Source organism: Massilia sp. UBA6681, from assembly GCF_002454935.1.
GTDB lineage: Bacteria > Pseudomonadota > Gammaproteobacteria > Burkholderiales > Burkholderiaceae_D > Telluria > Telluria varians.
In genome coordinates, this window is the sequence record NZ_DKJX01000014.1 from 1 (window position 1) to 26,070 (window position 26,070).

Annotated in this window: 21 protein-coding genes; all 21 read left to right on the forward strand. The window is 66.6% G+C overall.

The features are described from left to right. Positions 1-167 precede the first annotated feature (167 nt). Positions 168-956, forward strand: coding sequence for a polysaccharide export protein EpsE (gene epsE, locus B2R83_RS01860; RefSeq protein ID WP_027864765.1), 789 nt, complete (start codon positions 168-170; stop codon positions 954-956). 220 nt (positions 957-1,176) lie between these two features. Then, positions 1,177-2,583: a chain length determinant protein EpsF gene (gene epsF, locus B2R83_RS01865; RefSeq protein ID WP_036216231.1), complete on the forward strand. Its 1,407-nt coding sequence runs from the start codon at positions 1,177-1,179 to the stop codon at positions 2,581-2,583. Between the two features lie 48 nt (positions 2,584-2,631). Further along, positions 2,632-3,531: a chain length determinant protein tyrosine kinase EpsG gene (gene epsG, locus B2R83_RS01870; RefSeq protein WP_229413036.1), complete on the forward strand. Its 900-nt coding sequence runs from the start codon at positions 2,632-2,634 to the stop codon at positions 3,529-3,531. A 1-nt stretch (position 3,532) separates the two neighbouring features. Further along, positions 3,533-4,516 carry an exosortase B gene (xrtB, locus tag B2R83_RS01875; RefSeq protein WP_292037999.1) on the forward strand — a complete coding sequence of 328 codons (984 nt, stop codon included), beginning with the start codon at positions 3,533-3,535 and terminating at the stop codon, positions 4,514-4,516. Then, positions 4,513-5,265, forward strand: coding sequence for an exosortase-associated protein EpsI, B-type (gene epsI / locus B2R83_RS01880; RefSeq protein ID WP_292038000.1), 753 nt, complete (start codon positions 4,513-4,515; stop codon positions 5,263-5,265). The genes xrtB and epsI overlap by 4 nt, the downstream gene beginning before the upstream one ends. 25 nt (positions 5,266-5,290) lie before the next feature. Next, positions 5,291-6,754: an O-antigen ligase family protein gene (locus B2R83_RS01885; protein WP_292038001.1), complete on the forward strand. Its 1,464-nt coding sequence runs from the start codon at positions 5,291-5,293 to the stop codon at positions 6,752-6,754. Then, positions 6,754-8,277 (forward strand): oligosaccharide flippase family protein, encoded by a 1,524-nt coding sequence (locus tag B2R83_RS01890; protein ID WP_292038003.1) that lies wholly within the window; start codon positions 6,754-6,756, stop codon positions 8,275-8,277. The genes B2R83_RS01885 and B2R83_RS01890 overlap by 1 nt, the downstream gene beginning before the upstream one ends. A gap of 14 nt (positions 8,278-8,291) precedes the next feature. Further along, positions 8,292-9,500: a glycosyltransferase family 4 protein gene (locus B2R83_RS01895; RefSeq protein ID WP_292038004.1), complete on the forward strand. Its 1,209-nt coding sequence runs from the start codon at positions 8,292-8,294 to the stop codon at positions 9,498-9,500. After that, complete coding sequence (locus B2R83_RS01900) at positions 9,490-10,299, forward strand: glycosyltransferase family 2 protein (protein WP_292038005.1); 810 nt, start codon at positions 9,490-9,492, stop codon at positions 10,297-10,299. The genes B2R83_RS01895 and B2R83_RS01900 overlap by 11 nt, the downstream gene beginning before the upstream one ends. A gap of 286 nt (positions 10,300-10,585) precedes the next feature. After that, positions 10,586-12,820: a DUF4962 domain-containing protein gene (locus tag B2R83_RS01905; RefSeq protein ID WP_292038006.1), complete on the forward strand. Its 2,235-nt coding sequence runs from the start codon at positions 10,586-10,588 to the stop codon at positions 12,818-12,820. Between the two features lie 86 nt (positions 12,821-12,906). Then, a complete protein-coding gene (locus B2R83_RS01910; protein WP_292038007.1) occupies positions 12,907-13,767 on the forward strand; it encodes a beta-1,6-N-acetylglucosaminyltransferase in 861 nt (286 codons plus the stop codon). Then, positions 13,754-14,713, forward strand: coding sequence for a cation diffusion facilitator family transporter (locus B2R83_RS01915; RefSeq protein ID WP_292038008.1), 960 nt, complete (start codon positions 13,754-13,756; stop codon positions 14,711-14,713). The genes B2R83_RS01910 and B2R83_RS01915 overlap by 14 nt, the downstream gene beginning before the upstream one ends. Positions 14,714-14,834: 121 nt before the next feature. Then, positions 14,835-16,046 carry a glycosyltransferase gene (locus B2R83_RS01920; RefSeq protein WP_292038010.1) on the forward strand — a complete coding sequence of 404 codons (1,212 nt, stop codon included), beginning with the start codon at positions 14,835-14,837 and terminating at the stop codon, positions 16,044-16,046. A gap of 132 nt (positions 16,047-16,178) precedes the next feature. Beyond that, complete coding sequence (locus B2R83_RS01925; RefSeq protein ID WP_292038011.1) at positions 16,179-17,282, forward strand: glycosyltransferase family 4 protein; 1,104 nt, start codon at positions 16,179-16,181, stop codon at positions 17,280-17,282. 40 nt (positions 17,283-17,322) lie between these two features. Continuing rightward, the gene (locus B2R83_RS01930) at positions 17,323-19,287 is read left to right on the forward strand and encodes a heparinase II/III family protein (protein WP_292038012.1); all 1,965 of its coding nucleotides are present in this window, start codon (positions 17,323-17,325) and stop codon (positions 19,285-19,287) included. A 27-nt stretch (positions 19,288-19,314) separates the two neighbouring features. Further along, the gene (gene wecB, locus B2R83_RS01935) at positions 19,315-20,454 is read left to right on the forward strand and encodes a non-hydrolyzing UDP-N-acetylglucosamine 2-epimerase (protein ID WP_292038013.1); all 1,140 of its coding nucleotides are present in this window, start codon (positions 19,315-19,317) and stop codon (positions 20,452-20,454) included. Next, complete coding sequence (locus B2R83_RS01940; RefSeq protein ID WP_292038014.1) at positions 20,451-21,233, forward strand: WecB/TagA/CpsF family glycosyltransferase; 783 nt, start codon at positions 20,451-20,453, stop codon at positions 21,231-21,233. Before wecB ends, B2R83_RS01940 begins: the two co-directional genes overlap by 4 nt. A gap of 194 nt (positions 21,234-21,427) precedes the next feature. After that, positions 21,428-22,426: a UDP-glucose 4-epimerase GalE gene (gene galE, locus B2R83_RS01945; protein WP_292038015.1), complete on the forward strand. Its 999-nt coding sequence runs from the start codon at positions 21,428-21,430 to the stop codon at positions 22,424-22,426. 36 nt (positions 22,427-22,462) lie between these two features. Continuing rightward, the gene (locus B2R83_RS01950; protein ID WP_285378691.1) at positions 22,463-23,641 is read left to right on the forward strand and encodes an NDP-sugar synthase; all 1,179 of its coding nucleotides are present in this window, start codon (positions 22,463-22,465) and stop codon (positions 23,639-23,641) included. Then, on the forward strand, positions 23,638-25,056 hold the full coding sequence (locus tag B2R83_RS01955) for a mannose-1-phosphate guanylyltransferase/mannose-6-phosphate isomerase (protein WP_292038017.1): 1,419 nt from the start codon (positions 23,638-23,640) through the stop codon (positions 25,054-25,056). Before B2R83_RS01950 ends, B2R83_RS01955 begins: the two co-directional genes overlap by 4 nt. A 158-nt stretch (positions 25,057-25,214) precedes the next feature. Beyond that, entirely contained in the window at positions 25,215-25,955 is a 741-nt protein-coding gene (locus B2R83_RS01960; RefSeq protein WP_036216259.1) for a PEP_CTERM-anchored TLD domain-containing protein, read from the forward strand. Positions 25,956-26,070 lie beyond the last annotated feature (115 nt).

Below are 26,070 nucleotides of genomic sequence, written 5' to 3' on the forward strand. Positions count from 1 at the left end.
CCGGCCGCGACCGCGGTGGCGACGGCGCCGGCCGGCCAGTCCTCGGTGGCGCCGCCGCCGGAAAGCGGCCCCACCACCGACAAGTCGGCGCTCGAACGCGGCGTCGCCGGACTGAAGTAATCGAACTCATCGACTCATCGACCCAAAAACAAATAGAAGGAGCAATCATGAAACGATTCGTCAAGTGGATGATGGCCACCGCGCTCGTCCTGAGCATGGGTGTCGCCGCTGCCGCCGAAGTCCTGCTGGGACCGGGCGACGTGGTCAAGCTGTCGGTCTACGGCAGCCCCGACCTCTCGCTCGAAACCCGCGTCAGCGAAAGCGGCAACATCACCTTCCCGCTGCTGGGCCAAGTTGCGGTGGGCGGCCTGTCGGTGGCCGCGGCCGAGAAGAAGATCGGCGACATGCTGGAGAAGGGCGGCTACCTCAAGAAGGCCCAGGTCAACATGCTGGTGACCACCCTGGCCAGCCAGCAGGTGTCGGTGCTGGGCTATGTGAACCGCCCGGGCCGCTACGCGGTGGAGGGGCGCCGCAAGGTGCTCGACCTGCTGGCCATGGCCGGCGGCATCCACGGCGACGGCGGCGACATCATCAATCTGGTGCGCACCCGCGACGGCAACACCACGCGCGAGACCATCGACGTGGTCGACATGGTCCGCAAGGGCGAGCTGAACAAGGATTACGAAGTGGCCGGCGGCGACATCATCTATGTCGAGCGCGCCCCGCGTGCCTACGTCACCGGCGAAGTCCAGCGCCCGGGGCCGTTCCGCCTCGAGCGCGGCATGACGGTGCAGCAGGCCGTCTCGGCCGGCGGTGGCCTGAGCATGCGTGGCAGCAATAACGGCATGAAAGTCACCCGCAAGGATGCCAGCGGCAACCCGGTCACGATTGATGTCAAGGCACATGATCCGGTCCAGGTTGACGATGTCATCGTTGTCCGCGAGTCCTGGTTCTGAGGGGATGCCGATAAACCGACTGCGCGTCGCGCTGACGCCCTGCGATGCTCGCCGTACCGTAAGTACGGCTGCGCTTCTCGAGCGCCAGCGCTTCCGCTCGCTACGGTTTCTCGGCACCCCGATGCGCTATTGGTAATTCATTGTTTAAAAGCTTCAACCGTTTAAAGCTCCGCCGTTTTGTCCACCCCGCTGTCAAGGCATCTGATGCAAAGGTAAGGCCATGAACGTTCATCAATTCCTGCTGATCCTGCTTGCCAGGAAGAAGATCATCCTGGGAACCCTGCTGGTCACCGTCCTGCTCGCGCTGGGCTGGAGCCTGATCCAGCAGAAGACCTACAAGGCAACCGCATCCGTGCTGTTGAACTACAAGGGCGTGGACCCGGTGAGCGGGCTCACCATGCCCGGCAACCTGATGCCGGGCTATATGGCGACCCAGATGGACATCATCACCAGCAAGAACGTGGCCCTGCGCGTGGTCGACTCGCTGCGCCTCGCATCGAGCCCGGCCGTGCAGGCGCAGTGGCGCGAAGCGAGCGAAGGCAAGGGCTCGGTGCGCGACTGGCTGGCCGACCTGCTGCTGAAGAAACTCGAGATCATGCCCTCGCGCGAATCGAGCGTGGTCGAGATCAGCTTCAAGGGCGCCGACCCGGCCTTCGCCGCCGCCGTCGCGAATGCCTTCGCCGACGAATACCAGAAGATCAGCGTCCAGCTCAAGACCGAGCCGGCCAAGAAAGCCTCGTCCTACTTCAACGAACAGACCAAGCAGCTGCGCGACAACCTGGAAGCCGCGCAGGCGCGCCTGTCGAAATACCAGCAGGAGAAGGGCATCGTCAGCCTCGACAACAACCGCGTGGACGTCGAGCTGTCGCGCCTGAGCGACCTGTCGGCCCAGCTGGTCGCGGCCCAGACCCAGGCCATGGAAGCCAGCTCGCGCGAACGCATGGCCACCGGTGTCGGCTCGCCCGACGTCGCCAACAACGCCCTGGTGCAGAGCCTGCGCGTGAGCCTGGCGAGCGGCGAAGCCAAGTTGGCCGAAGCCGCATCGCGCTACGGCCGCAACCACCCGGCCTACCAGTCGGCCCAGGCCGAGGTGAGCAAGATGCGCGCCGAACTGAATGCCGCCCTGGGCAGCGTGTCGAAGAGCGTGGGCGCCAATGCCCAGGTCTACCGCCAGCGCGAGGCCGAGCTGCGCGCCGAACTGGCCGCCCAGAAGACCCGCGTGCTCGAGCTGAACCGCACCCGCGACGAACTCGGTGTGCTGCTGAAAGACCTCGACAGCGCCCAGCGCGCCTTCGACGCCGCCAGCAACCGCTTCTCGCAGACCCGCATCGAGGCCCAGGCCGAGCAGTCCGACATCTCGATCCTGAACCCGGCGGTGCCGCCGACCGAACCCGCCGGTCCGCGCGTGCTGCTCAACACCCTGGTCTCGATCCTGCTGGGCACCATCCTCGGCGTCGGCCTGGCCCTGCTGCTGGAACTGATCAACCGCCCGGTCCGGTCGACCGGCGACGTCAAGGACATGCTGGGCATCCCGGTGCTCGGCACCATCGAATGGCGCATGAAGCGCCCGCGCAGCGGCGGTATCCGTGCGCTGATGACCCCGCGCCGCCTGCTGCGCTTGAACTGAGGCGCGCGGCGCTCGCGCATCCGAACCAGAAAAGAATAGGACACGACCATGAATTCATCCGTGCTATCCGCATTGCCGACCGGTGCACCCCACGAGGGCGCACTGCACAACGGGGCTCAGGCCGATTCGAGCATGGGCGCATTGCTGCTCGATTCCGGCAAGCTCACCCCCGAGAGTGCCGAGCGTGTCCTGCGCATGCAGAAGGACCTCGGGATCCGCTTCGGCGAAGCCGCGGTGCGCCTGGGACTGGTGAGCGAGGAAGACATCCAGCAGGTGCTGGCGCGCCAGTTCTCCTATCCCTACCTGCAGAAAGGGCAGGCCAACCTGTCGCCCAAGCTGGTCGCCGCCTACGACCCGTTCTCGCCCCAGGTCGAGGCCCTGCGCGCGATCCGCAGCCAGCTGATGCTGCGCTGGTTCGCCCGCGGCCGGCGCGCCCTGGCGATCGCCGGCGTGACCCCGGAAGACGGTTCCAGCCTGTTCGCGGCCAACCTGGCGGTGGTGTTCTCCCAGCTGGGCGAGCAGACCCTGCTGGTGGACGCCAACCTGCGCAGCCCGCGCCAGCAGGAGATGTTCGGCGTCAAGCCGCGCCAGGGCCTGTCCGACCTGCTGGCCGGCCGCGCCGACCTCGACGTGATCCAGCGCGTTCCCGCTTTCGTCGACCTGTCCCTGATGCCGGCCGGCACGCTGCCGCCGAACCCGCAGGAATTGCTGGCGCGCGAAGGCTTCCGCAACCTGAACACCCAGCTCGAGTCGCGCTACGACGTGGTGCTGTACGACCTGCCGCCGTTTGCCAGCGGGGCCGATGCACTGGCGGTGGCCGGCCGCGCCGGCGGCGTGCTGCTGGTGGCCTGCAAGCACCGCACCCGTATCGCCAACATCAGCCGCATGGCCGAGCAGATGGCCGAATCCGGCGCCGAAGTGGTCGGCTCGGTGGTGGTGGAGTTCTGAGATGGCGACGGCGGCACCAGATCACGCAAGGGCGCAGGCGGAACTGCCGCCTCCGACCCTGGCCGGGACCCTCGAAGGCCTGAAGGGCTCCGTTTCCGAATGGTGGCCGGTGTATGCCGGCCTGGCGATCCTGTTCGGCCCCACTTTCTACAGCCTGTTCACCGGCGCCTGGATCAGCGAAGAGCAGGGCCACGGGCCGATCATCTTCTTCCTGGCGCTCTGGCTCATCTGGCGCAAATGGCCCGAAGTCATGGCCGCGGTCGGTCCCAGGCCCGAGGGCAGCTGGACCGGCTGGCCGGTGCTGGCGATCGGCCTGATGTTCCACCTGCTGGGCCGCTCGCAGAAGATCCTGATGTTCGAGGTGGCCTCGATCGTGGTGGTGATGGCGGCCCTGGTGCTGCTCAAGTTCGGCAGCCGAGCGCTGCGCACCCTGTGGTTCCCGTTCTTCTTCATGCTGTTCCTGATCCCGCTGCCGAGCGAGCTGGTGGCGGCGGTAACGATGCCGATGAAGATGGCGGTGTCCTGGGTGACCGAGCATATCCTGTTTGCGCTGGGCTACCCGATCTCGCGCTCGGGCGTGGTGCTGCAGATGGGCCAGTACCAGTTGCTGGTGGCCGATGCCTGCGCCGGCCTGCAGACCCTCCTGACGCTGGAAGCGCTCGGCCTGTTCTACCTGAACCTGATGCGCCACCCGTCCGCCTTCCGCAACATCACGCTGGCGATCCTGATCGTCCCGATCTCGTTCACGGCCAACGTGATCCGCGTGATCGCGCTGACCCTGATCACCTATTACTTCGGCGACGCCGCCGGCCAGGGTTTCCTGCACGGCTTTGCCGGCATGGTGCTGTTCGTGACCGCGCTGCTGCTGATCCTGGCGGTCGACAACGGCCTGCAATGGTGGATCAAGCGCCGCGGCAATCGCGGCGGCGGCCCGGGCGCGGGCGGCGGCCGCCGCATGCCCGTCACTCTGAAGGAGGCAACATGAACCGCCGTTTCGCCATCAGCCTGGTGCTGGGCCTGGCCATGGCCGGCACCTCGGCCCTGACCGGGGCGCTCACCCCGAAGCCGCGGGTGCTGCAGCCGCATGAGCAGTTCAGCCTGGAACAGATGATCCCGCAGCGCTTCGCCGACTGGCGCATCGACCCCTCGGTGGTGCCGCTCGCGCCCGATCCGGAGCAGCAGAGCATGCTGGAAAAGATCTACGACCAGACCCTGTCGCGCACCTACATCAACAGCCAGGGACAGCGCGTGATGCTGTCGATCGCCTACGGCGGCGACCAGAGTAAGGCGCTGCAGCTGCACCTGCCCGAGGTCTGCTACGTGGCCCAGGGCTTCCAGATGCAGAAGGACGCCGAGGACAGCCTGACGACGCGCTTCGGCGAGCTGCCGGTCAAACGCCTGGTGGCGCGCCTGCACGAGCGCAACGAGCCGATCACCTACTGGATCACGATCGGCGAGCACGCCTCGCGCGCGGGCATCCAGCAGAAGCTGCACCGCCTGGCCTACGGCCTGTCGGGCGAGATCCCGGACGGCATGCTGGTGCGCGTCTCGACCATCCAGTCCAACGAGACCCAGGCCTACGGGGTGCAGGACCGCTTCGTCGCCGAGATGCTGGGCGTCATGGCGCCGCGCGACCGTAGCCGCCTGCTGGGCTCCGGCTTGGCAGGTGCGCCGGAAGCGGCGCCGGAGGCGGCCGCCGCGGCGCCCGCGGCGCATGGCCCGGCACATGGCTGAGACAGGGAGAAGGTAACGAGCGCCGATGAACACGATCCTCCCATACATTTATTATTCGCTGCCGTGGGCCTTCATCATCGGCCTGTCGATCGCAGCCGTCGCGGGGATCGGCATCGGCATCGCATGGCCGCGCTTCCTGGTCTACCCCTACCTGGCGGTCTACTTCTGCATGAACTCCACCAGCTACGGGAACATGGCGATCTTCGCCACCCGCAGCATCTACAGCCGCGGTTCCGGCCTGCTGCTGTTCGGCCTGGTGCTGTGGTACGTGCTGGGCGCCTGGGCCTGCGCGCGGGTGGCCGCCACTTTCCAGCGCTACCCGACCCCGTCCTGCAACCTGCGGCCCTGGTTCTGGGCCTGGTTCGTGCTGCTGCTCGGCCACCTCGCCGTGGGCCTGATGAACGGCGTCACCGTGGCCGAGGCGCTGACCCCGCAGGGCTTCTCGAACATCGTCTGGATGGCGCCGCTGATCTCGCTGATGCTGCTGTCCTTCCGCACCCGCGAGCACCTGATCGAGCTGACCCATTTCATCCTGATCGTGGGCCTGTGCCGCTCGCTGTTCGGCCTGGTGCGCTGGGCCGCCTTCGGGGGCGACCCGAACAACGTGTACGCCAACCTGAACGCGATCAAGATCCGCCTGACCTTCTTCGACATCAACGACAGTCTGGTGTGCACCATCGCGTTTGCGATCGCCGCCGTCCACCTGTTCCAGACCGTCAAGACCGACCGCCCGAAATTCTGGCGCAGCATCGAGTGGATGACCTTGATTTCCACCGCGCTGTGCATCCTGCTGTCCTACCGCCGCAGCGCCTGGATCGGCTTCATGCTGGCCTTCCTGGTGATCATGATGCGCTTCCCGCTCAAGCGCCGCATGCAGCTGATGACGGCCGGGCTGCCGGTGGTCGGGGCCGCGCTCACCTACGTCGCGGTGCAGCGCCTGTCGCAGACCAAGGGGGCCGGCACCGGCCTGTCCAGCCTGGTCTACGACATGCAGTCCAAGCGCTTCGGTCCCGAGAGCGAGCGGGTGCTGGAGCTGAAGTTCGCGCTGGGCGACTTCCTGGCCAACCCGATCACCGGCATCGGCACCTGGGGCAGGTACACCGGCTACCAGTACATCTCGTGGCAGCAGAATCCGGACGGCGGCCTGTTCCTGCATAGCGGGGTGCTGCACATCGCGCTCAAGAGCGGCCTGATCGGCACCGTGCTGCTGTTCGGCACCCTGATCACCTTCGTACTGTTCGCACGCCGCGCACTCAAGCAACTGCCGCCCGAACTGCTCGGCCTGGCCACCGCCGGGGTGGCGGGGCTCGCCTTCATGATTCCCGACTTCCTGATCGGCACGCCGTTCCCGCAGGTGCGTACCAGCCAGATGCTGGCCGTCTGCATTGCCCTGCCTTACCTGGCGATGGCGGTGGCCAGGGCGGCGCCGGTGACCAGGCCCGCAATGAAACCCTTCACGCCGCCGCGTCCCCACCTGGTGCCTGCCTGATGAACCTGCGCCTCGCCCGTAACGCCTGGTCGAACCTGCTCGGCGCGGCCATCCCCGCGCTGGTCATGCTCGGCACCGTACCGCTGGTCGTCAAGGGACTGGGCGACGCCGGCTACGGCCTGTATTCGCTGGTCACGGCCATCGTCGGCTATTTCGCGGTCATCGACATCAACGTCACCGCCGGTTCGGTCAAGTACATCGCCGAGCACAATGCGCGCAAGGACGACGAGCGCATCTTCGAGACCGTCTCCTTCGGCCTGGCCACCTACACCGGCATCGGCCTGCTGGGCGCGCTCGGCCTGTTCTTCAGCGCCGGCTGGCTGGTGCAGGGCGTGTTCGCGGTGCCGCAGCGCCTGATCCCCGAAGCGACCGCCACGCTGCAACTGGCCGCGCTCGGCTTCTTGGCTGGCCAGCTGCAGAGCTACCTGAACAGCGTGCCGCAATCGCTGATGCGCTACGACATCTCGGCGCGCCTGGAAATGGTATTCGGCACCCTGGTGCCCCTGGCCACCGTCGGCGTGCTGCTGCTCGGCTACGGTCTGTTCGAGGTCATCCTGCTGCGCGTCGCCGCCAGTTCCCTGCATTGCGCGATCCTGTGGGGCGCGATCCGGCGCCTGCTGCCCGGCCTGCGCTGGCGCTGGCCGGGAGCGCAATTCCGCAATGCGCTGCTGGGCTTTTCGGCCTATTCCTTCCTGTCGCGCTTTGCCACGCTGTCGTATGCCCATGCCGACAAGCTGATCATCGGCGCCCTGGTGGGCGTCACCGGGCTGGCCTATTTCACGGTGGCGGCCACGCTCGCCAACCGGGTGCTGAGCCTGACCTTCCGCCTGTCCGGCGTGTTCTTCCCGGCGGCCAGCGCGCTAGCGGCCAGCGGCGAATATGCGCGCCTGGACCGCGTCTACCTGAAGGCGACCCGCTACGTGGTCTTCCTGAACGCCGCGATCCTGGTGCTGGTGGCCGTGTTCGCGCACCAGATCCTCGGCTACTGGATGAACGAGGACTTTGCCCGCGCCGGTGCGCTGGTGCTGGCCGTGATGGCGCTGTCGCAGTTCGTCGATTCGCTCACCAGCCTGCCGTCGCTGGTCAACGACGGCATGGGCCACCCGCGCGTGTCCGGCCTGTTCGCCGTCACCCGCGCGCTGGCCGGCCTGGCCATCGTCTACACCGGCGTGGCAGGGTGGGGCATCGACGGCGCCGCCTGGGGCCACCTGGTGGCGTCGGTAGTGTTCACCAGCATCTTCCTGGTCTATGTCCATGGCCGCACGGTGCCGACCACCCTCGGGCGCCTGCTGGGCCAGGGCTATGCGCCGGGCCTGTTCGGCGTCGCCCTGGTGGCGGTCGCCGCCACCGCGGCCGAGCAGCTGTTCGACCGCGGGGCCTGGGATTTCGTGTTCATTCTCGGCGTGACCGTGCTGCTGCTGGGCGTGCACGGTGCGCTGTTCGTCGTCGAGCGCGACGACCGGATGATGGCGTGGGCGCGCCTGAAGTCGGGCTGGTCGCGCTGGCAGGCGAAAGGAGCCTAGATTTGCGGATACTGATGGTCTCGGAAGATTTGCCGGGCGCCCAGCTCGGCGGCCTGGCCAAGCATGTCGTCACGCTGTCGAATGCCCTGCTCGAAGAAGGCCACCACGTGGACATCATGGGCCGCTCCGACCGGGCCCACCCCAGGAGCGCCGAGGAGATCGGCTTCCAGGGCCGGTTCATTCCCGGTTTCGACTTCCGCCGGGTCGGCTGGAAGGAAGCCCAGCTCGGCTTCTTCAATCCCGCCAAGCGGCCCTGGTTCGCCGCCAGGGTGGCGCGCGCGCTGTCCGAGCATGCCCGCAGGATCGGCAACTACGACGTGGTGCACTACCACGGCCACCTGCCCATGACCGGGCTGTACGTCGACCCTGGCCTGAATTTCGTCCAGACCCGCCATGACCAGGGCAGCGAATGCGTGACCCACCTGCGTTTCAAGGACGACGCGGTGTGCCTTGAAACCTCGCCGCGGGCCTGCGCCGGCTGCGCCCATGCGGCGCCGGGGCCGCTGCGCAGCCTGCTCTCGGGCCACGCGGTGGCGCGCTACCGCGGCGAGACCGAGCGCACGTTCGCGCAGCATAAAACCATCTTCGTGTCGGACTTCCTGCGCCGCCAGTTCCTGCGCACGCTGCCGCATGCCGACCTGTCGCGCTCGCGCGTGATCCACAACTTCATCAACTACCGCAAGCTGGCGCGCCTGGCCGCCAGCAGCGGCGCGCCAAGGCCGGGGCAGGTGCTGTTGGCCGGGCGCATCGATACCGGCAAGGGCTTCGCCGAATTCCTGGCCGCGGCGCGCGGACGCCTGCCCGCCGGGGCGCAGCTGCTGGTGGTCGGCGACGGCCCGCTGCGCGCGCGCCTGGAAGCCGAGTATGCGAGCGAGCAGATACGCTTCCTCGGCTGGCAGCCGAACCAGGACGTGGTGGCCCTGACCGCCGCCAGCCATGCCTGCGTGGTGCCTTCGGTGTGGGAGGAACCCTGCGGCACCACCATCCTCGAAGCGCTGGCTCTGGGCCGACCCTGCCTGGCGCTGTCGCGCGGCGGCAATCCGGAGCTTGCCGTCTACGAATCCTATTCCGGCCAGTTGCGCCTGGCCACGTCGATGGAGGAGCTGGTGGGGCTCCTGGTCGACGAACTGGCGCAGCCGGCCCAGGCGCGTCCATTGCCGGCAATCGCCGGGATGGACGTTTTCCAGGCCCTTCCCAAGATCGTGGACTTCTATGAACAATAATGCTTCGACCCCTGTCGCCGCCAAGCCGACTTTTTCCATTGTTACCTGCACCTGGAACAGTGCCGCGACCCTGGCAGACACCCTGGCCTCGGTCCAGGCCCAGACCTGCCAGGACTACGAGCACATTTTCGTGGACGGAGGCTCCACCGACGGCACCCTCGACATGATCGCGGCCTATCCGGGCAACAAGCGGGTGCTGCGCGACGTCGGCGGCGGCATCAGCCGCGCCATGAACCAGGGCATCGAAGCAGCGCAGGGCGAGTACATCGCCCATTTGCATTCGGACGATTATTACAACGGGCCGGACGTGCTGGCCACCGTCAAGCGCGCCTTCGACGAGGCCCAGGCAGCAGGCCGGCCGGTGGATTGGGTGTATGGGAACATCCAGGTGCTCAAGGACGGCAAGATGGTGCCGCCCTATGCCATGCCGGCCTTCTCCTACCGCGCCTATGTGGCCGGCCGCAGCTCGATCCCGCACCCGGCCGTATTCATCCGCAAGTCGGCCTTCGAGCGCGTCGGCGCCTTCGACGAGAAGCTCAAGTACGCGATGGACATCGACCTGTGGCTGCGCCTGGGCGCCGAGTCGCGTCCGGCCATGATCGACCAGCCCCTGACCGTGTTCCGCGACCATGCGGGCAGCGTGTCCTCGGCCAACCGCCTGAAGGCGCGCCAGGAGGAATTCAACGTGCGCCGACGCCACATGGACAAGGCGCCGCTTGCCTTCGGTATTTACTGCCTGCGCTACCTGAAACGGGTGCGCGAACTGCAGGCCGAGGCGCGCGCGGTGCCGACGCAATGAAAGGGTAGCTTTCTGACAGCTTTGCCGTTTTATCTTTTCAGGCGGTTTACGACCGTTAAAAGCCTGCAAATATTGTTCGGTTAAAGTTGAAATTCTGTCGTGGGATTTCTGCAAAGCAAGCAAAAAATCTGTGATTTCTTTGGGGAATTTGCCTGTGCTCAACTTACTTTGGGGTAGCATAACTGCTGTCAAGTAAGTCGTTTCTTCAGAGCATCAAGCGTTCTCAAGCCCCGCCGGCAAGCCCGGCCAGGCGCACGGATTTCAAGATTTTTTTCGGAGTACCCACATGCAATTTCAACGGAAGAGCCTGGTCCTGATGGCCGCCGTCGCCTCGCTGTTCGCGAGCGTTTCCGCGCGTGCCGACTGGGTCCAGTCGACCGATCCCCTGGTCGTGCAGGCCAAGCCAGAAATGAACTCGGTGCAGGCGCAGAATCCTCCTGGCTTCACCTGGGCCCGCCACGCGACCGGTCCGGCCAGCTACGAGGTCGAGGTCACGCCGGTGGGCGGCACTCCGACCCGCGCCGTGGTCGACCGCAACTGGTACCTGCCGACCAAGGCGCTCGCCCTCGGCAACTACACCTGGCGCGTGCGCCCGGTGGGCAGCAACGAATGGTCGACCCCGCGCAACTTCTCGATCACCAGCAAGTCGACCAAGTTCGAAGTGCCGGACAACGCCACCCTGCGCAGCCGCATCCTGTCGAAAGCGCGTCCGCGTTCGCTGCCGAACTCGGTGACCCCGTTCTCGACCTGGAACTATGCCAAGCGCACCACGCTGGAACCCTACCTGAGCCGCCTGGGTAACGAAGTCAAGGCGCAAGTCAGCGCCGTGCCCAGCCTGACCGACTCGCGCTGGAACATCGTCATCAGCTCGCCGCTGACCGCCGCCATGGCCTCGCAGCAGACCGACGTGCGCCAGCGCATCAACGAAGCGACCCGCCAGATGGAAGCGGCGGCGCTGATGTACAAGCTGAAAGGCGAGACCGTCTACCTGACCGAAGCCCTGCGTCGCGGCGATGAACTGGCTGCGCTCAATCCGTCGGGTCCGACCAGCTACGCCAACCAGGACCAGGCCACCCGCCAGATCGCCTGGGGCCTGGCCAAGACCATCGACCTGCTGGGCGGCGCGCTGGACGGCACCCGCAAGGCGCGCTGGCTCGGCTCGATCAAGATCCGCACCACCGAGATCTACAACAACCTGGCCGGCGACAACGGCCGCCTCGACCAGTATCCGTTCGACTCGCACGGCAACACCAGCCTGGTGTTCCTGGTCCTGATCTCGACCCTGACCCTGGGCGACATCCCGGACGCCGAAAAGTGGTTCGACTTCTCCTTCCGCGCCTATGCGCTGAGCCCGAACCCGTGGAGCGGCCCGGAAGGCGGCTACGCCAACGGCACCGCCTATGCCGAGTACGCGGCCGGCTACCTGCTGGCCCTGTGGGATCCGCTCACCCACGCCAGCGGCGTGAACTTCTTCGGCAAGCCCTGGACCCTCGGCTTCCTTGATTTCGCGATGGAATTCACCCCGCCGGGCGCGCGCACCCACGCCTTCGGCGACGCCTCCGAGACCAAGCCGGACGCGCGCGTGTTCCGCGCCTTCGCCACCCGCATGTGGTCGCCGCGCGCCGCCTGGTACGTGAAGAACACCACCGGCATGGAAGACGCGATGTCGCTGCTGCAGGCCGAATACCCGCTGCCGGTCAGCTACACCACGTATCTGGAGGCGCCGCAGAATTCGGCCTATTACCCGAGCATCGGCTGGGTCGCCATGCACAGCGACCTCGGTTCGAGCTCGCGCATCTCGACCTTCTTCAAGTCCAGCCCCTACGGCTCGTTCAACCACAGCCACGGCGACCAGAATGGCCTGCTGCTGTCGATCGCGGGCCAGCCGATGCTGGTCAAGGCCGGCTGGTACGACTGGTACGGCTCGCCGTACTGGACCGACTGGTACCACCAGACCCGCTCGCAGAACGCGATCACCTTCGACGGCGGCAAGGGCCAGATTGTGACCGGCTACCGCGAGCAGCTGCAGCGCAACGGCCGGATCACCGCCTTCACCGCCCAGCCGAGCTACGACTATGCCGAAGGCGACGCCACCCCGTCGTATGGCGGCCAGCTGACCATGGCCAAGCGCCAGGTCTGGCACCTGCGCAACGCCGGCAACGCCATCCTGGTGCGCGACCGCCTGTCCAGCACCGTGGCCCGCACCTACGAGTGGAACATCCACACGCCGGTGATCATGACGGTCGAGAACGGCCAGAACGTCAAGGTGGTGGCCGGCAACCAGTCGCTGTGCCTGCGTTCGCTGAACGGCAACGCCAACTTCGCCAAGTGGATCGGCCCGGGCGCCAAGACCAACGTGGTGGAAGACCACGGCGCCTTCTACCTGAAGGCCGATGCCAACGCCACCGCCGAGTACCTGGTGCTGCTCGACGTCGGCTGCAAGAAGCCGGCCGTGAACATCTCGACCTCGGGTTCGGTGCGTACCGTCACCGTGGGCGGGCAGTCGGTGACCATCAACTAACGAGCGCTGTCCGCTTCACGCAGCTGCTAGACTCGGGCTCCTCGCGGCATGCGCCGCGAGGAGCTTTTTTAATTGCGGAGTCGGCAATGAAGCAGGTGTTCCTGATCTGTGCGCACAAGGACATCGACCAGCTCAATGCGCTGGTCGAGGCCTTGTCCGACCCCGACTTCACGATCTACGTCCACCTCGACCGCAAGAGTACGCTCGACCCGGGCGCGCTGCATCGCGCGGCCCGCTTGGTAGCGCCGCGCATCGACGTGCGCTGGGGCGGCTTCTCGCAGGTGCAGGCGACCCTGGTATCGCTGCGCCAGATCCTGCGCGAGCAGCCCGACTTCGACAAGCTCATCTTTCTCTCGGCCCAGGACTTCCCGCTGCTGCCCAACGCCCTGCTCAAGCGCGAGCTCCTTCGCTTGCGCGACCATGAGCTGCTGGAGACGGCGCCGATCCGCCCGGGCGGCTGGAACGTGGCGTTCCGCTACCAGTTCTTCTACCGCGAAGGAGGAGGGCGGCTGGAGCGCCTGGCCTGCGGCCTGGCCAACCGCGTCCTGCGCGCCACCGGGCGCCGGCGCAGCATGCCGGACGGCTTCGCGCCGCACGGGGGATCGTCCTGGTGGGCCTTGTCGCGCGACTGCGTGGCCGAGGTGCTGCGCCTGGCCGACGCCCACCCGCGCCTGATGCGCTTCCTGCGCACCGTGCAGTGCCCCGACGAGATGCTGTTCCAGACCCTGGTGATGGGCTCGCGCTTTGCGGACCGGGTGCTGTCGGATAACTACCGCTACGTGCAGTGGCCGGAGCAGGGCGCGCGCAATCCCAAGGTGCTGGACGCCGGCGACTTCGAGCGCATCCGCGCCTCGAACGCCCATTTCTGCCGCAAGCTGGACAGCCAGGCCAGCGCCGCGCTGCTGCCGCAACTGCTGCAGTGGAAGGAAAGCCGTGCCGCCGCCTGAGGAGTCCGGCCGCACAGGCGAGACGCCGCGGCGCGGATCCCAGAAGGTCATCTATGCCGCGATCGTCGCCAACCTCGGGATCGCGACCGCCAAGTTCATCGTCGCCGGCGTCACCGGCAGCGCCGCCATGGTGGCCGAAGGCATCCACTCGGCCGTGGACACCGGCAACGAATTCCTGCTGCTGCTGGGCGAGCGGCGCAGTAGCCGCCCGGCCGACCGCAAGCATCCCTTCGGCTATGGCAAGTCGCTGTATTTCTGGGCGCTGATCGTGGCCCTGTCGGTGTTTTCGCTGGGCGGCGGGCTGTCGATCTACCACGGGCTCGATGCGCTGGAAAACCCGCCGCCGCTGGAAGACCCGCTGTGGAACTATGTCGTGCTGGGCGTCGCCGCGCTGTTCGAAGGCTATAGCTGGAACGTGTCGCGCAAGGCCCTGAATGCCGTGCGCAAGCCCGGCACCACGCTATGGCAGGCGGTCCGCGCGAGCAAGGATGCCTCGGTCTTCACGGTCTTCATCGAGGATTCGGCCGCGCTGCTGGGACTGGCGATTGCCGCGCTCGGCATCGCGCTGGGGCATTATTTCGACAATCCGTACGCCGACCCGGTCGCCTCGATCCTGATCGGCGTCCTCCTGATCGGCGCGGCCATCATGCTGGCGCGCGAAACCGGCGCCCTGCTGGTCGGCGAAAGCATCGACCGCGACCAGCTGGCGGCGCTGTATGCGCTGTTCCGCCGCGAGCCGGCGCTGGACAGCGTGAGCAGCCTGCGCACCATGCAGATGGGCCCCGAGGAAGTGCTGCTGGCGGCGTCGGTGCAATTCCGGCGCGGCATGCGCATCGACGAAGTGGAGCAGGCGATCGCCCGGATCGAGACCGCGGTCGCCGGCGCGCATCCGGTGATCCGCCAGATCTATTTCGAGGCGTCGGCGCTGCGCACATCGATGCGCTAGGGGCGCGAAGCCGCCTTTTTGCCCGCCTGTGTGCTGTAGCGCACATATGCGTGCGGCACCCGACCCGTGCTCGCAAGAGCTTGCGCTAGAATCGGCTGGCCTCGCTCATCCTGAGAAACGTATGCGCAAGCCCCTGTCCATCGCCTTCATCGTCCGTGATCCCCTGCCGCCGCTGCGTGCCGACCTGGCCACCCTGTTCGGCGCCGAGATGCCGCGCTATGGGGTGACTACCCAACTGGTCGGGCAGGCCGGCAGCGAGGAAGGCAGCACGTGGCCGGCGGGCGGCATGCACACGGTGGGCAGCCTGAAGTCGCGCTTCGCCGCCGTCCTGTCACCCCTGTGGGACCTGCGCGGCCTGCTGCGCGCCTGGCGGCGCGGGCGGCCGGACTGTATACAGGTGCGCGACAAGATCGCCTCCGGCCTGCTGGGGCGGATCGCCGCCGCCGTGCTGCGCGTGCCCTTTGTTTACTGGATGTCCTTCCCGATCGTCGAAGGCTTCGAGGTGCGGCGCGACGAGATCGGCCGCCGCGGCAAGGGGCTGCTGTGGTGCGGCCATGCCCTGCGCGCCTGGGCCTCGCGCTTCGTCATCTACCGCCTGGTGCTCCCTGGAGCGCGCCACATCTTCGTGCAGAGCGAGGCCATGGCCGACTGGATGGCGGGTCAAGGTTTCGACCGCACGCGCATGACCGCCGTGCCGATGGGCGTCGACGCAAGCCTGTTCGACCGGGACCGGGTCGAGCCGGTCATCGATCCGCGCCTGGATGGCCGCCGCGTCATCCTGTATCTCGGCCGCATCGCCCAGGCCCGCCGCTCGGACTTCCTGCTGGACGTGGCCGAGCAACTGAAGAACGAGTTTCCCGACCTGCTCCTGGTGATGGCGGGCGACGCCGCCTCGAACGACGAAATGGCCTGGATGCGCGCCGAGATCGCGCGCCGCGGCATCGACGAGCACGTGCTGCTGACCGGCTGGCTGCCCCAGCGCACCGCGCTCGGCTATGCGGTGCGGGCCGAGGTCGGGCTGTCGCCGATTCCGCGCAGCACCTTGTTCGACGTCTCTTCGCCGACCAAGCTGGTCGAGTACCTGGCGCTGGGCATCCCCAGCGTCGCCAACGACATCCCGGACCAGCAACTGGTCATCGACGAGAGCAGGGCGGGCTTGTGCGCGCCGATGGAAGCCGGCCCCTTCGCGGCAGCGGTCAGGCGCCTGTTGCATGACAAGGCGCTCGCCGCCGAGTTGGCGAAACGTGGTCCAGCGTACGTAAGAAGCCACCGGACCTATGCTATTCTGGGTCGGATTGTTGCAGAAACGTACACAAAAATCCTGCCCGGCTAGAAGTGAAAAAGCAACACTTCAGTCCGGCAGGCATCGTATGGTGCGCTTCCCGGAGTAAATACCGTTGTACTATCCAAAACAATTTCTAAATTGCAAATATATTTGCAGGGACCTGAAGGAAGGGCGAATGGCATGAACCGGGCATCGGCACCAGCAGCGCCAGCGGCGACGCACGCATCGCCGAAAGTGCTCATGCTGGGTACCGAGCCTGGCGGCCGTGGCGGTGTCGCCACCGTGGTCTCGCTGCTGCGCCAGAACGGCTTGTTCGAACGCGAAGGCGTCTGCTACGTGCCGACCCATGCCGAAGGCAGCCGCGCCACCAAGGTTGGCGCCGCCTTCAAGGGCCTGCTGCGCACCCTGGCGTGCCTGGCGCGCCGTCCGGAAGTCGTCCATGCGCACGCGGCCTCGAACGGCAGCTTCGTGCGCAAGTCGGTGCTGCTGGCGCTGGCGCGCGCGAGCGGCGCCAACACCGTCTTTCACCTGCACGGCGCCTGCTTCGACAGCTTCATCGAGGCTTCCAGTCCGCTCATGCAGCGCTGGATCCGCCACACGCTCGAGAAAAGCTCGGTCGTCATCGCGCTCTCCAGCCGCTGGGCCGGCTACCTGGAGGGCTTCGCGCCGTGCGCGCATGTCGTCGTGATCCCGAACTCCGTGCCGCTGCCGCCGCCGGCGCAAGAAGCGCCCGAGCCAGGCCGCATCCTGTTCCTCGGCCAGGTCGAGCCGCGCAAGGGCATCCATGAATTGATCGAGGCGCTGGCGCTGCTGCGCGAGCGTTTTCCGCATGCGCACCTGGCGATCGGCGGCCAGGGCGAACTGGACAAGGTGAGGCGCCGCGCCCGCGAGCTGGGCGTGGCGGACCGCATTACCGAGCTGGGCTGGGTCACGGCCCAGCGCAAGCAGGAGGAGCTGGCGCGTGCTTCGATCTTCTGCCTGCCGTCGCATGCCGAAGGCTTGCCGATGGCCTTGCTGGAGGCGATGGCGGCTGGCAAGGCGGTGGTCAGCACCGGCGTCGGCGGCATCCCGGATGCGTTGCGCGACGGCGACAACGGCTTGATGGTCGAGCCCGGCAACGTGGCCGCGCTGGTGGCCGCCCTCGGACGCCTGCTCGGCGACGAGGAGGAGCGCAGGCGCCTGGGTGCGCGCGCCCGCGCCACCATCGAACAGGAATTCGAGTCCGGCGTCGTGATCGGACAACTATCAGCGGTGTACAAACAGCTGCGGCAAGGCCGCAGCTGAGTGCAGCATCGCGACAACTTCGCAAGGCGAGGGGAGAGCTATGAACGCAACAGTTAGGTTGGGATGGCTGGTGAACCGGCTGCGCTGCATGTCGGTCGCCGAAGTGGGCTACCGTGTCCGCCAGGCGGCCGCCACCAGAATGGGCCGGCGCATGGCCGGCCGCACGGCGCCCGCGCCGCTGCCGCGCGCACGCACGCTGGCCGTGAGCGGCGCCCCCACCCTGGAGCGTGCCGAGATCGATGCGCTGCTGCTCGATGCCGACCGCATCTGCGCCGGCCACGTGGTGCTGTTCGCCGAGCGCCGCTTCGACGTCGGCGTGCCCACCGCCTGGAACCGCGATCCCGACACCGGCGTCGTGGGCCCCTCGGTCTATGCCGGCGACATCCCGATCACCAACCGCGAGCTGGTCGGCGACATCAAGCACGTGTGGGAGCTGAACCGCCACCTGCACCTGGTGCGCCTGGCCCAGGCCTGGGCAATCACGCGCGACCCGCGCTGGCTGCACGCGCTCGAGCAGCAGCTGCGCAGCTGGCTGGAGCAGTGCCCGCCGCTCACCGGTCCCAACTGGACCAGTTCGCTGGAACTGGGCATCCGCCTGATCAACTGGAGCCTGGTCTGGCAGCTGGTGGGTGGCGAGAACAGCCCGCTGTTCGAAGGCGAATCCGGGCAGAAGCTGCGCGAGGACTGGCAGGGCAGCATCCACGCCCACTGCCGCAGCATCGCGCGCCACCTGTCGCGCCATTCCTCGGCCAACAACCACCTGATCGGCGAGCTGGCCGGCCTGTATGTCGGCGCCAGCACCTGGCCGTGCTGGAAGGAGTCGGCCGACTGGCTGGAGCAGGCGCGCCGCGAGCTCGAGATTGAAGCCGTGCTGCAGTTCTCGCGCGACGGCGTCAACCGCGAGCAGGCCTTCGCCTACCACATCTTCTCGAGCGAGTTCCTGTTCGTCGCCGGCCTGATGGGCCAGGCCTGCGGCCAGCCCTTCCCGCGCCCGTACTGGGCGTCGCTGCAGCGTGCGCTGCGCTTCCTGCGTTCGGTGCGCGATGTCGGCGGCAACCTGCCGGCGGTGGGCGATGCCGACGACGGCTGCGTGTTCCGCCTCGACGCTTCCGGCATGGACCGCGCCGCCCAACTGCTGGCGCTGGGCGACACCGTGTTCGGCGCCCATTCGGACAACCATCCGGGCGTGCGCTGGCTGCTGCACGCGCTGCCCGGCCCGCGCCCGGACTGCGACCCGCACGAGGTCGACAGCGGCTGGGCCTTCCCGGACGGCGGCTACCTGCTGTTCGGTAACCATTTCGGCGAGCACCAGGAAGTCAAGGGCATGCTCGACTGCGGTCCGCTCGGCTACCTCGGCATCGCCGCCCACGGCCATGCCGACGCGCTGGCGATGACGCTCTCGGTGGCCGGCGAGGAGTGTCTGATCGATCCCGGCACCTATTCCTACTGGCAGGAGCAGAAGTGGCGCGATTATTTCCGCGGCACGTCAAGCCACAACACGGTGCGCATCGACGGCCAGGACCAGTCCGTCAGCGGCGGGCGCTTCATGTGGCTGCGCAAGGCCCAGGCCCGGATCGAGCGCATGCCCAGCAGCCCGAACGACTTCGATTTCCGCGGCTCGCACGATGGCTACACCCGCCTGTCGGATCCGGTGCGCCACATGCGCAGCGTGCGCTTCGACGGCGCCAGCAATACCCTGACCGTGCGCGACGAAGTCTCGGCGCGCAAGCAGCACAAGGTCGAGCTGTTCTGGCACTTCGCGCCCGAGCTCGACGTGCGCCTGACCAGCCACGGCCTGTCGGTGCGCGGCAAGCGTTTCGTGCTGCAGATGCAGGCCAGCGGCGCCGATCTGCAGCTGGAACTGGTGCGCGGCGCCGAGAACCCGCCGCTCGGCTGGTGCTCGCGCACCTATGAGTCGAAGCGCCCCTGCGAAGTGCTTCGTATCACGACGGTATCGTCCGCCGTCCCCGTCGAATGCAGGTTTACAATAACGTTCCTGCATTAACAAAAAGTTATCATTAGGAAATTCCCGATGCTGATATATCTCGTTGCCGGTGCCCGTCCCAACTTCATGAAGATCGCACCGATCGTGCGTGCGCTGCAGGCGTCCCAGTCCGGGAACGGCCTGTCCTTCAAGATCATCCACACCGGACAGCACTACGACCGCGAGATGAACGACGTGTTCTTCGAGGAACTTGGGATCCCGCAGCCGGACGTGTTCATGGCCGCCGGCGGCGGCAGCCACGCCCAGCAGACCGCCAGGATCATGGTGGCCTTCGAGGAGCTGTGCGAGAAGGAATGCCCGGCCGCGGTGCTGGTGGTGGGCGACGTCAACTCGACCCTGGCCTGCTCGATCGTGGCCAAGAAGCTGCAGATCCCGGTGGCCCACGTCGAGGCCGGCCTGCGCAGCGGCGACATGTCCATGCCGGAAGAAATCAACCGCCTCGTCACCGACAGCATCTCGGACTGGTTCTTCGCCACCGAACCGGCCGCTTGCGAGCACCTGCGCCGCGAGGGCAAGGCGGAGTCGAGCGTGCACTACGTCGGCCACGTGATGGTCGACAATGTGCTGTACCAGGCGGACAAGCTTACCCAGGCCGACACCTCCGGATTCGAGACCAGCGCCTTCAAGGCGCAGCAGGGACGCTACGGCGTCGTGACCCTGCACCGCCCCAGCAACGTCGACGAGCCGGCCACCTTCGCCCGCATCGCCGGCGCGCTCAAGGAGATCGCGCGGGACCTGCCCCTGATCTTCCCGGTCCACCCGCGCACCCGCGCCAACATCGAGAAATTCAGCATCGACCTCGGCCCCAACATCACCCTGGCCGGTCCGCAGGCCTACATGGCCTTCCTCAACCTGTGGAAGGACGCGGCCGTGGTGCTCACCGACTCCGGCGGCCTGCAGGAAGAGACCACGGCGCTGGGCGTGCCCTGCATCACGATCCGCGAGAACACCGAACGCCCGGTGACGGTCGACGAAGGCACCAACGTGCTGGCCGGCACCGATCCCGAAGCCATCGTGCGCGAAGCCAGGAAGGTCTTGCGCGGCGAGGGCAAGCAGGGCCGCCGGCCGCAGCTGTGGGATGGCCGGGCGGCCGAGCGCATCGTCGCGGTCCTGGCAAGGGAACTCGCGGCACGCGATGCCACCCCCATTGCAAAGGAAGCCGCATGAACGCACACACCACGCAAGCCACCCACGACCGCATCACCCTGATGGGCTGCCAGGTCGATAACCTGACGATGGAAGAAACGCTGGGCAAGGTCGAGGGCTTCATTCAGTCGGGGCTGCCCCACCAGCACGTGGTGGTCAACGTGGACAAGCTGGTCAAGGCCAGCCGCGACCCGGAACTGCGGAGAATCATCAACGACTGCGCGCTGGTGAACGTGGACGGCATGCCGGTGGTGTGGGCATCGCGCCTGCTCGGCAAGCCGCTCAAGGAGCGGGTTGCCGGCGTCGACCTGTTCGAGGCCCTGATGCGGCGCGCCGGCGAGAAGGGCTGGCGCGTGTTCCTGCTGGGCGCGTGCGAGGAAGTCGTCAGCAAGGTGGCCGAGACCTATACCCGCAAGTACCCGCGCCTGGTATTGGCGGGCTACCGCAACGGCTACTGGAAAGGCGAGGAGGAAGAGCGTGCGGTGGCGGAGCAGATCCGTCTAAGTAATGCCGACCTGCTGTTCGTGGCGATCAGCTCGCCCAAGAAAGAACAGTTCCTCGGTAAGTACCAGGCCCATATGCGGATTCCCTTCGCGATGGGCGTCGGCGGCACCTTCGACGTCGCGATCGGCAAGGTGAAGCGGGCCCCGCTATGGATGCAGAAATCCGGGCTCGAATGGTTCTACCGTTTCCTGCAGGAGCCGCGCCGCATGTTCCGGCGCTACTTCATCGAAGACATGGCCTTCATCGGACTGTTCTGCAAGGAAGCACTCAAGGGCAGGCAGGCCGGTCAGGGATAGGGCGGCCGCAGAAGCCGCCCACACAAGAATACAAAAAACCCCAAGACAAGAATATGCGGAGACCGCATCATCGTGCCGGATCGCTTCAGGCGGCCGGCGCTGTTTTGTGCGTGGGTTTTCGCTACGGTGGTGATATGCTACGCCATTGATTGCCACATTATTAATACATTTCATATATCACAGAGAGAAACACAATGAAGATCCTGGTTACTGGCGGTATGGGCTACATCGGCTCGCATACCGTCGTCGAGCTGCAGAACGCGGGCCACGAGGTGGTCGTGGTGGACAACCTGTCCAACGCGGTCTCGTCGGTGCAGGAGCGTGTGCAGCGCATCACGGGCAAGAACTTCGTCTTCGAGGAAGCCGACATCCGCGACCGCGCGGCGATGGAGCGCATCTTCGGCGCCCACAAGGTCGACGCCGTGATCCATTTCGCCGGCCTGAAGGCGGTGGGCGAATCGGTGGCGCAGCCGCTGCGCTACTACGACAACAACGTCAACGGCAGCGTGATCCTGTTCGAGACGATGGCCAAGTTCGGCGTGAAGACCATCGTGTTCTCGTCCTCGGCCACCGTGTACGGCGATCCGGCCTCGGTGCCGATCCGCGAAGACTTCCCGCTCTCGGCCACCAACCCCTACGGCCGCAGCAAGCTGATGATCGAAGATATCCTGCGCGACCTGGCCAAGGCCGAGCCGGACTGGCGCATCGCGCTGCTGCGTTACTTCAACCCGGTCGGCGCCCACGAGAGCGGCCTGATCGGCGAAGAGCCGAACGGCATCCCGAACAACCTCGTTCCCTACATCGCCCAGGTCGCCAACGGCCAGCGCGACAAGCTGTCCGTGTTCGGCGGCGACTACCCGACCCCGGACGGCACCGGCCTGCGCGACTACATCCACGTGGTGGACCTCGCGATCGGCCACGTGAAAACCCTCGACCGCCTGGCCAGGGAGCCGGGCATCGTCACCTACAACCTCGGCACCGGCCGCGGCAACAGCGTGCTGGAAATGGTGCGCGCTTTCGAGCAGGCCAGCGGCCGCAAGATCGCCTACCAGATTGTCGACCGCCGCCCCGGCGACGTGGCCCAGTGCTACGCCGACCCGGCCAAGGCGCGCGAAGAGCTGGGCTGGACTGCCGAGCGCGATGTCGCCCAGATGTGCGCCGACGTGTGGCGCTACCAAACCACTGCCAAGTAAGCACAGCCAAACAACCCATATGCAAAGGACGGTCTGATGAAAGCCATGATTCTCGCTGCAGGCAAGGGCACGCGTGTGCGCCCGCTTACCTATGACCTGCCAAAACCCATGATCCCCTTACTGGGCAAACCGGTAATGGCCTACCTCGTCGAACACCTGAAAAAGCATGGCGTGACCGAAATCATGGTCAACGTCAGCTGGCTGCACGAAAAGATCGAGGAATACTTCGGTGAAGGCCACCAGTTCGGCGTACAGATCGGCTACTCCTTCGAGGGCTATATCAAGGACGACGGCGAAATCGTGCCGGAGCCGATCGGCTCGGCCGGCGGCATGAAGAAGATCCAGGAATTCGGCGGCTTCTTCGACGACACCACCATCGTGCTGTGCGGCGACGCCCTGATCGACCTCGACCTCAAGGCCGCGCTGCTCGAGCACCGCCGCAAGGGCGCGATGGCCACCGTCATCACCAAGGAAGTCCCGTGGGACAAGGTCTCGTCCTATGGCGTGGTGGTCACCGACGCCAACGGCCGCATCACCGAGTTCCAGGAGAAGCCGAGCGAAGCCGAGGCCAAGTCCAACTTCATCTCTACCGGCATCTACATCTTCGAGCCGGAAGTCATCGACATGATTCCAAGTGGGGTGCCGTTCGACATCGGTTCGGAACTGTTCCCGCTGCTGGCCGAGCGCGGCCTGCCGTTCTATGCCCAGGGCCGCCCCTTCAACTGGCTCGACATCGGCACCATGAGCGACTACTGGGAAGTGCTGCAGACCGTGCTGACCGGCGAGGTCAACCACATGGACGTGCCGGGCATCCAGATCGAGCCGGGCGTCTGGACCGGCCTGAACACCAGCATCGACTGGGAAGGCACCACCATCGAAGGCCCGGTCTACATCGGCTCCAACGTCAAGATCGAAGCCGGCGCCCGCATCGTCGGCCCGACCTGGATCGGCCACGGCAGCCACATCTGCGAAGGCGCCGAGATCGTGCGCAGTGTGTTGTTCGAATACACACGGGTGTTGCATGATGTAACATTGCACGAGATGATCGTTTTCAAGGACTACAGTGTCGACCGCAAAGGCGAGATGAAGCATGCCTCCGAGTATTCTTCGCAGGAATGGCTGAATGCGCGCGACCGCCGCCGTTCGGTCCGCAAGGAAATCGATGGCGTAGCCCAGAACGCAATTCAAAAGATCAAAGAGAAAGTAAGCGCATGAAAATTTATCCAGTCATCCTCTCCGGCGGCGCCGGTACCCGTCTGTGGCCGTTGTCGCGCGCCGTGCTGCCCAAGCAGCTGCTGCCGCTGGTAGCGGACCGGACCATGCTGCAGGAAACTGCGCTGCGGGTGGCTGAATGGCCGGGAGTGATGGCGCCGCTGGTCGTGTGCGGCAACGACCACCGCTTCATGGTGGCTGAACAACTGCGCGAGATCGGCATCACCCCGCTCGGCATCCTGCTCGAGCCGGTCGGCCGCAATACCGCCCCGGCGGTGGCCGCGGCCGCCCACTACCTGAAGGCGATCGACCCGGAAGCCATCATGCTGGTGCTGCCGGCCGACCACGTCATCGAGGACGGCGCCGCCTTCCGCGACGCGGTCGAGCGCGCCGTCACGCTGGTGTCCCAGGGCGCCCTGGCCACCTTCGGCATCGTGCCGAAGACCCCGGAAACCGGCTACGGCTACATCCGCCGCGGCGAGCAGGTCGCCGGTTGCGGCGACTGCTACAAGGTGGCGCGCTTCGTCGAGAAGCCGGATGCCGCCACCGCGCAAGGCTTCCTGGACGAGGGCGGCTACTACTGGAACAGCGGCATGTTCATGTTCCATGCCGAGCGTTTCCTCAAGGAGCTGCAGGAGCACGCGCCGGCCATCGCCGACGCTGCCGAGAAAGCCGTCAGCACGGGCTACCGCGACCTCGACTTCTGCCGCCTGGAAGAAAAGGCCTTCTCGGACAGCCCGTCCGATTCGATCGACTATGCGGTGATGGAAAAGACCGTCGATGCCGCCGTGGTGCCGGCCGACATCGGCTGGAACGACGTCGGGTCCTGGTCGGCGTTGTGGGAAGTCCAGCCGAAGGACGCCAACGGCAATGCCCAGCGCGGCGACGTCTACCTGGACAACGTGAAGAACTCGCTGGTGCGCGCCGAATCGCGCATCGTGGCCGTGGTCGGGGTGGAAGACCTGGTCGTGGTCGAGACCCAGGACGCGGTGCTGGTCACCCACAAGGACCAGGTGCAGCGCGTCAAGCAGGTGGTCGACCACCTCAAGTCCAAGGCCCGTACCGAGCACCTGCACCACACGCGCGTCTACCGTCCGTGGGGCCACTACGAGGGCATCGATGCGGGCGACCGCTTCCAGGTCAAGCGCATCACCGTCAAGCCGGGCGAGAAGCTCTCGCTGCAGATGCACCACCACCGCGCCGAGCACTGGGTCGTGGTGTCGGGCACCGCGCGCGTGACCTGCGGCGAGAAAGTCTGCCTGCTGTCGGAAAACGAGTCGACCTACATCCCGATCGGCATCACCCACCGCCTGGAAAACCCGGGCAAGATGCCGCTGCACCTCATCGAAGTGCAGTCCGGCAGCTACCTCGGCGAGGACGACATCGTCCGCTTCGAGGATATCTACCAGCGCGCCTGATCTTCAACGGTGTTGTAGCAAGGTGGGCGGCGCGACCGCCCACCTTGCGTATACGGCCGCGTGATAGGGCCGCGCCCGCTTGCATAGCGGAACCGTGTGAACCCCTTGCGGAACGCGGGCATACAATGCCCGCAACTGAACCGAGCGAGGGGGCATCCATGAAAACAATGCTTGCGGCATCGAGCCTGGCCATCAGCATGAGCCTGGGCCTGGCTGCGCCTGCGGCGCATGCCCAGAACGGCACGCCGCTGCTGGACCTGGCCCTGTACGGCCAGCTCGAGCGCTGGCTCGGCGCCGGTCCGCTGGACCTGCGCAACATCTACACGCGCGAGCAGGGCCACAATTCGCGCGATTTCCATGCGGCCGCCGATGGCGCCGGCATGAATTTCACGCTGCTGCAGGTGACCAACGATTTCGGCCAGAGCTGGATCGTCGGCGGCTACAACCCGCAGAGCTGGTCGTCGACCGACGGCTGGCACGAAACCCCGCGCGACTGGCAGCGCACCGCCTTCATCTTCAACTTCACCGACGCCAAGCTGTGGCGCCAGGTCCAGTCCGAAGACATCCTGCCGAACCGCGGCCTGCGCCAGACCTTCAACGAACCCAACCACGGCCCGACCTTCGGCGCCGGGCCCGACCTGTTCGTCAACGACCGCCTGAACGCGGCGCTGTCCTGGCAGGTGAGCTATGGCGACGGGCTCTCCGAGGGCACCAGCATCATCGACGGCAGCACCGGCGGCCAGCTGTTCCGGGTCGACGCGCTCGAGGTGTATTCGATCTCGCTGGTGCCGGAACCGGGCAGCACGGCGATGTTCGTCGGCGGCCTGGGCGTGCTGGGCTGGGCGGCATGGCGGCGGCGCGCCGCTGCGGTCCCTGCCGGCAAGGCACGCAAGCACTGAAAAGCACCGAAGGGCAGGGTGCGGATCGTCGCTTGAGGGTTTGGCAAGCTGTGGCATGATGGCGGCGGAGCCCGGCTCCGCCATTCGTCCACCTTGCGACCGATCCATGCGACTG

Excerpts from the sequence above, each read along its gene's own strand:
- B2R83_RS01900 (WP_292038005.1), top strand. The coding sequence starts at position 9,490 with ATGAACAATAATGCTTCGACCCCTGTCGCCGCCAAGCCGACTTTTTCC.
- B2R83_RS01910 (WP_292038007.1), top strand. The coding sequence starts at position 12,907 with ATGAAGCAGGTGTTCCTGATCTGTGCGCACAAGGACATCGACCAGCTC.
- xrtB (WP_292037999.1), top strand. The coding sequence starts at position 3,533 with ATGGCGACGGCGGCACCAGATCACGCAAGGGCGCAGGCGGAACTGCCG.
- wecB (WP_292038013.1), top strand. The coding sequence starts at position 19,315 with ATGCTGATATATCTCGTTGCCGGTGCCCGTCCCAACTTCATGAAGATC.
- B2R83_RS01895 (WP_292038004.1), top strand. The coding sequence starts at position 8,292 with ATGGTCTCGGAAGATTTGCCGGGCGCCCAGCTCGGCGGCCTGGCCAAG.
- epsI (WP_292038000.1), top strand. The coding sequence starts at position 4,513 with ATGAACCGCCGTTTCGCCATCAGCCTGGTGCTGGGCCTGGCCATGGCC.
- B2R83_RS01940 (WP_292038014.1), top strand. The coding sequence starts at position 20,451 with ATGAACGCACACACCACGCAAGCCACCCACGACCGCATCACCCTGATG.
- B2R83_RS01955 (WP_292038017.1), top strand. The coding sequence starts at position 23,638 with ATGAAAATTTATCCAGTCATCCTCTCCGGCGGCGCCGGTACCCGTCTG.
- B2R83_RS01950 (WP_285378691.1), top strand. The coding sequence starts at position 22,463 with ATGAAAGCCATGATTCTCGCTGCAGGCAAGGGCACGCGTGTGCGCCCG.
- B2R83_RS01920 (WP_292038010.1), top strand. The coding sequence starts at position 14,835 with ATGCGCAAGCCCCTGTCCATCGCCTTCATCGTCCGTGATCCCCTGCCG.
- B2R83_RS01925 (WP_292038011.1), top strand. The coding sequence starts at position 16,179 with ATGAACCGGGCATCGGCACCAGCAGCGCCAGCGGCGACGCACGCATCG.
- galE (WP_292038015.1), top strand. The coding sequence starts at position 21,428 with ATGAAGATCCTGGTTACTGGCGGTATGGGCTACATCGGCTCGCATACC.
- B2R83_RS01960 (WP_036216259.1), top strand. The coding sequence starts at position 25,215 with ATGAAAACAATGCTTGCGGCATCGAGCCTGGCCATCAGCATGAGCCTG.
- epsG (WP_229413036.1), top strand. The coding sequence starts at position 2,632 with ATGAATTCATCCGTGCTATCCGCATTGCCGACCGGTGCACCCCACGAG.
- B2R83_RS01930 (WP_292038012.1), top strand. The coding sequence starts at position 17,323 with ATGAACGCAACAGTTAGGTTGGGATGGCTGGTGAACCGGCTGCGCTGC.
- epsF (WP_036216231.1), top strand. The coding sequence starts at position 1,177 with ATGAACGTTCATCAATTCCTGCTGATCCTGCTTGCCAGGAAGAAGATC.
- epsE (WP_027864765.1), top strand. The coding sequence starts at position 168 with ATGAAACGATTCGTCAAGTGGATGATGGCCACCGCGCTCGTCCTGAGC.
- B2R83_RS01905 (WP_292038006.1), top strand. The coding sequence starts at position 10,586 with ATGCAATTTCAACGGAAGAGCCTGGTCCTGATGGCCGCCGTCGCCTCG.
- B2R83_RS01885 (WP_292038001.1), top strand. The coding sequence starts at position 5,291 with ATGAACACGATCCTCCCATACATTTATTATTCGCTGCCGTGGGCCTTC.
- B2R83_RS01890 (WP_292038003.1), top strand. The coding sequence starts at position 6,754 with ATGAACCTGCGCCTCGCCCGTAACGCCTGGTCGAACCTGCTCGGCGCG.